At 65.3% G+C, this 1,980-nt stretch carries 4 protein-coding genes; 2 read left to right on the top strand and 2 right to left on the bottom strand.

Translation table 11 applies throughout. From position 1 onward, the window contains the following. Positions 1-4: 4 nt before the first annotated feature. Complete coding sequence (locus tag VMR03_RS14485) at positions 5-535, top strand: methylated-DNA--[protein]-cysteine S-methyltransferase (RefSeq protein ID WP_325406436.1); 531 nt, start codon at positions 5-7, stop codon at positions 533-535. Positions 536-598: 63 nt separating this feature from the next. After that, on the top strand, positions 599-778 hold the full coding sequence (locus tag VMR03_RS14480; RefSeq protein WP_325406434.1) for a PLDc N-terminal domain-containing protein: 180 nt from the start codon (positions 599-601) through the stop codon (positions 776-778). Positions 779-912: 134 nt separating this feature from the next. On the opposite strand, the gene bioD is transcribed toward VMR03_RS14480, so the two are convergent. Beyond that, positions 913-1,572, bottom strand: a complete 660-nt coding sequence (bioD, locus tag VMR03_RS14475; protein ID WP_325406432.1) for a dethiobiotin synthase — start codon at positions 1,570-1,572, stop codon at positions 913-915. A gap of 2 nt (positions 1,573-1,574) precedes the next feature. Next, the coding region (locus tag VMR03_RS14470) for an aminotransferase class I/II-fold pyridoxal phosphate-dependent enzyme (RefSeq protein ID WP_325406430.1) at positions 1,575-1,980 on the bottom strand (406 nt) is incomplete at its 5' end.

Raw genomic sequence — 1,980 nt, 5'->3', positions numbered from 1 at the left:
ATTGATGGAGGACGAAATGAAACAGACAGCGAAAGAGGACCTCGCGGTGACGAGCCTCAAGACACCCATCGGCGTGCTGAGGCTCGCCGCGAGCGAGGATGGGCTCGTTGCCGTGGTTTTTCCGGGCGAGAAGAAGAAGCGCGAGTTTCCAGACACGCGCGGGAGCGACGCGGCGCGCGCGCATCTCAACCAGGCGGTGAAGGCGCTGGAGGAATATTTCGCCGGCAAGCGGACGGAATTCGGCGATCTGACGCTTGCCCCCAGAGGCACGGATTTCCAGCTCGGCGTCTGGCGCGCGCTGCAGAAGATCCCCTTCGGCGCGACCAGGAGCTATGCCGATATTGCCCGGATCATCGGCAACCCGAATGCGGTGCGCGCCGTCGGCCTCGCCAACGGGAAGAACCCCATTCCGGTCATCGTGCCCTGCCACCGCGTCATCGGCTCCGACGGCACGCTGACGGGCTTCGGCGGCGGGCTACCGACCAAGAAATGGCTGCTGACCCATGAAGGCGTCGAGACGCCGGCCTTGCTTTGAGCCTTACCTTCAGGGCGTGGACGCACTAGATTGAAGCCGGTGCTGTTCTCAGGGAGATGCGGAATGCTGGGTCACGGTTATGGCGGGTTTCTCGGCCTGCTCATTCTCATTGCGGACATCTATGCGATCGTCCGCGTGGCCCAGAGCGGCGCGACACCGCTCGCCAAGGCGATCTGGATCGTCATCATCCTGCTGCTGCCGGTGCTCGGACTGATCCTCTGGTTCCTGTTCGGACCGAAATAGCGGGATCTCCTCGTTCTCCCACATGCTGTCATCCCGGCCTTGTGCCGGGACCCAGGGGCGGCAGGCACGGAGCAAGCGGCTACTGGGCCCCGGGACAAGCCCGGGGTGACACGGAGTGTGTGAAGCGAGCACGTCTACACGAACAATCCCGCCAGATCGGGCTCGCCGTTGCGCGGCAGTGCGATCGTATCGAGCTTTGCGAAGCGCCGGATCGTCTCGACGGTTTCCTCGAGCGGCACGGGCGCGGAAAGCGACTCGCTCACCACGATGGCGCGGGGTTCGAGATCGTTGCGGCGCATCACGTCGAGCGTCGTCAGCGTGTGGCTGATCGTGCCGAGATAGGAGCCGACGACGAGAAGCGACCGCAATTGCAACCGCTTCAGCTCCAGCATCCAGTCAAGGACTGTGTGGCGTTCGTCGAGCGGGACCATCAGCCCGCCAACGCCTTCGATGACCAGCGTCTCGTCGTCCCGCGCGGTATCGAGGCAGTGATTGACCAGCTCCACGAAATCGATCGTCTGGCCTTCGCGCGCCGCCGCCATGTCGGGCGATAGCGCCGCCTTGTAACGCCAGCGCGACACGAGACCCGCATTCTCGTAAGCGACCGTTTCGCCGAGCGCCGCAAGAAGCGCGGCCGGATCGCTTCCCGCGAAACTGGCCTCGTCGAGGCCGCTCACCAGCGGCTTCAGCGCGCGAACGGGCTTGCCCTTTTCGCGGAGCTGGCGGATCAGCAGCGCCGAGACATAGGTCTTGCCGATGTCGGTGCCCGAGGAGGTGACAAAGATGGTGCTCATGATTACTCGGCAGCGTGACGGGGCAGAATGCGTTCGCGCACCAGACCGGCGAGGCGGAGAATGTCTTCGTCCCGGTGCTCAGCCGTAAACGTGAAACGGAGCCTCGCGGTTCCCTCGGGCACGGTCGGCGGACGGATGGCGGTGACGAGGAAGCCTTCGGCGTCGAGAAGGGCGGATGCCTTCAGCGTCGCGTCCGCCTCGCCGAGGATCAGGGGGACGATCGGGCTCTCCGGTGCGGGGAGATTGAGCGCGCGGGCAAAGAGGGCTGCCTTCCTGACCGCGCTCCCGGCGAAGTCTGGATCCTCCTCGATGAGGTCAAGGGCCGCGATGGCGGCGGCGACGGAGGCGGGTGGCAGGCCCGTCGAATAGATCAGCGTGCGGGCGCGGGTGCGGATGAAGTCGCAGACC

This window comes from Parvibaculum sp. (assembly GCF_035511255.1).
Classification (GTDB): domain Bacteria; phylum Pseudomonadota; class Alphaproteobacteria; order Parvibaculales; family Parvibaculaceae; genus Parvibaculum.
The sequence above is the reverse complement of the archived record's forward strand: the minus strand, read 5'-3'. Positions and strand labels throughout refer to the sequence as shown.

Bases quoted from the DNA above. Each gene is read 5' to 3' on its own strand.
- VMR03_RS14485 (WP_325406436.1), top strand. From the start codon at position 5: ATGGAGGACGAAATGAAACAGACAGCGAAAGAGGACCTCGCGGTGACG.
- VMR03_RS14480 (WP_325406434.1), top strand. From the start codon at position 599: ATGCTGGGTCACGGTTATGGCGGGTTTCTCGGCCTGCTCATTCTCATT.
- bioD (WP_325406432.1), bottom strand. From the start codon at position 1,572: ATGAGCACCATCTTTGTCACCTCCTCGGGCACCGACATCGGCAAGACC.